Below are 776 nucleotides of genomic sequence, written 5' to 3'. Positions count from 1 at the left end.
CAAGTCCGGTGATATCTTTTGTATTGGCAGTGAAGCCGGCAGGGCCAGTCCAGCTATAAGAGTAAGCCGGTGTGCCACCTGTTACTTCAAGTGCAATCGTTCCCGTTGCACCAATACATGCGGTCAGGCCAACAGTTGGTACAGTCGTGATGGTTTGAACATCAACAGTTACTTCAATATCTTTTGTTGTAGTACAGCCATTGACATCGGTAACGGTTACTGTGTAAACACCTGGTGCAAGATTGGTTAAGTCTTCATCATTAGAATTAAATCCATTTGGTCCGCTCCAGCTAATGGTGTAAGGTGCCGTTCCGCCAGCGATGCTGAGATCAATTGCTCCATTGGAAGATTCACATATTGAAGGAACTATTGTCTCTGTCAAATCGATAGTCTGAATTTCAGAACCTACTTCCACATCAAGTGTGGTGGTACATCCATTTATATCAGTGATCACAACGGTGTACATGCCTGTAGCAAGTCCGGTGATATCTTTTGTATTAGCAGTGAAACGTTCAGGTCCTGTCCAGTTATAAGAATAAGCCGGTGTGCCACCTGTTACTTCCAGTGCAATCGTTCCGGTTGCACCGATACATGCGGTCAGGCCAATAGTTGGTACAGCCGTGATGGTTTGAACATCAACTGTTACCTCAATATCCTTAGTTGCAGTACAGCCATTGACATCGGTAACGGTTACTGTGTAAACACCTGGTGCAAGATTGGATAAATCTTCCTCTGATGAGTTGTAACCATGTGGTCCTGTCCAGCTAATGGTGTAA

At 44.8% G+C, this 776-nt stretch carries 1 protein-coding gene; it reads right to left on the bottom strand.

Features of this window, described 5'->3' with window-relative positions:
- Positions 1 to 776 (bottom strand): hypothetical protein (locus tag HY58_RS18500; protein ID WP_039135680.1); only part of this gene is annotated, 776 nt, incomplete at both ends.

The sequence above is a fragment of the Flavihumibacter sp. ZG627 genome (assembly GCF_000814325.1).
In the GTDB taxonomy this organism is placed as follows: Bacteria; Bacteroidota; Bacteroidia; order Chitinophagales; family Chitinophagaceae; genus Flavihumibacter.
The sequence above is the reverse complement of the archived record's forward strand: the minus strand, read 5'-3'. Positions and strand labels throughout refer to the sequence as shown.